General features: G+C 28.9%; 1 protein-coding gene. It reads right to left on the reverse strand.

Annotation, left to right across the window (positions count from 1 at the left end; all coding sequences use genetic code 11):
• Positions 1 to 334: 334 nt before the first annotated feature.
• Positions 335 to 2065: a DUF2326 domain-containing protein gene (locus QZZ48_RS15515; RefSeq protein WP_294967161.1), complete on the reverse strand. Its 1731-nt coding sequence runs from the start codon at positions 2063 to 2065 to the stop codon at positions 335 to 337.
• Positions 2066 to 2149: the final 84 nt, after the last annotated feature.

Raw genomic sequence — 2149 nt, forward strand, 5'->3', positions numbered from 1 at the left:
AAATCGGCTCCTGTAAGCAGATTCTGGTGGGTCGGTTCCACCATCTTATTTGTAGTTACGTAATGATGTCTCATTACTCACAGCACACCTCGCGCTAGCGGGGTATAATTCTCAAATAATACACACTGTACTCCCTGATTACCTGGCATAGTGTGAAAGAATAATGTACAATCTATCACATTCCTGTTAAAACAAACATCCCCCCGCTAGCGGGATTGACGTCAACAAAATGGTCAAACTTCATTTCGTTAATTATCCAAAACAAACCTGACAGATTTTTCTACATCATGTAAATAAATCTGTCAGGTTTTAATTTATTATTATCCGTACTACATTAATTATAATCTAGATCTAATTGAATACCTAACAACTTATCCTCAGGTGATTCATCTTTTAATTCTAAACAAATATTTTCATGAATAATTGACTGATATTCACTATTTGAGAGATATTGCTTTACACCTTTTAATTGACTATGATTTAAAGTTAGAATATATTGTTTCCCTGCAGGTTGAATATAATCATTAAGAATTCTAAAAAGTTCAGCAAGTTGCCTTGGATCAGTATCACTTAATAATCTACTATCATGAAAAACAAAATTCACATTGTGTCCGAAACCTTTAAGTAGCAAGGTTAGGTCGTAACAAAATATTTTAATATTGCCAATACCATCAGAAGCGTCAGAATTAATCTTGGCATCAATATCATATCTAGTTTGATTATCCCCATCGTTATTGTAAGCTGTAATACCTGCCGTAGCTTGAGGATAAAATCTTTTTGATAATTCTCTGAAAATATCAGTCGTTTCTTTTATGACTTCCTTTGCATCATCTAAATAAGTCTGAGCTCTCTCAGTTGAGTTAATAATATCCTTATCAGTAGTAATTTTCGCTTTTTTGTATTTAGCAATTAAAGAATCATAACGCTCAATATTTTCTTCTTTGGTTTTTAAATCTCCTAATTGATCTTTTAATTTAAGAACGATATCTAATGCATGGTGCGTATTAAGATATTGTAGTTTGTCATCTAAATCAATGCTTTTTTGTTTTACATTTTCATTTAATTCACTTTCAGTCCTTAATAATTCATTCTTTTTATCAAGCAATCTTTTTTCTCTATTAACCGAAAGATGCAAATAAAATTTCTCTAATTCGTTTAATGTCTTAAGGGCATCTTCATTGAAAATAACAGAAGCTTCATTATATATTTTTTCAATACTCTCTTTTTTTATATCTGGCGAAAGTCTTCTACTATTATCTATATTTCTAATTTGATTTCCAATCAAAACCAGCTTATTCTGAATATTATCAATTTCATTTTTTATTGTATCAGCATCATTATTAATTTCATAATAATCATCAGCTACTTTAAATAATTTAATATTAGTTTCTAATTTAACAATATCCTCTTTGACTTGTTGGCTCTCTAATTTTGAATCTTTTTTTTGATTGAAAAAATCTTTAAGCAACTCATCATCTTTTAAATCTTTAACGAGGTTTTCAATTCTTACTTTCTCTTTGCGAAGTTTAAATTTTTCTTCAACTAATAATACATCTAAACCTAATAGGAATGCATTTGTTATTTGAATTTGATAACTAGTTTTAGAATTTGGATTATCATATGAAGTATAGGATGCCTTTTTAGGTCTAATAAAGAATGGAAGTAATAACCTAAAACTTAATTGGCTTACCTCCTCTGGTATATCAAATAAAAGATCTCCAAATTTTTTATTGAAGTTAGTTTTTGTAATATCTGTACCGTTTAAGGATATTTTATTTTGCTTGTCAGTTGATCTTTCAGATTTATAAATCGTTTCTCCAATTCTGAAGCTTAACGTAAATGACCACCCTTTTAAATCCCGTTTTAAACCTGTTTTATTACTAGAGCCTAAACAAAAATGAATAAGAGCTACAATCAGAGATTTTCCTACTCCATTTGTAGTTTTTCCTTTATCTGTTAATTCAGGGTTCTTTTGGCTTGCAACTATAAAATTTAAGCCTGTTTCATTATTAAAATGAACAGTCTTAAACGAATCTTTATTTGCTGATAATGAAATTAATTGCATTTATATATTATTCCTTTCCGTTGTTCAATTGCATTTATACTATAGAGAAATATAAACGTCAAAATAAAATTATCAAAGCTATGT

It is taken from the genome of Sulfurimonas sp. (assembly GCF_016744025.1).
Taxonomy (GTDB): Bacteria; Campylobacterota; Campylobacteria; order Campylobacterales; family Sulfurimonadaceae; genus Sulfurimonas.

Coding starts and splice junctions, on each gene's coding strand:
- QZZ48_RS15515 (WP_294967161.1), bottom strand. CDS start 2,065: ATGCAATTAATTTCATTATCAGCAAATAAAGATTCGTTTAAGACTGTT.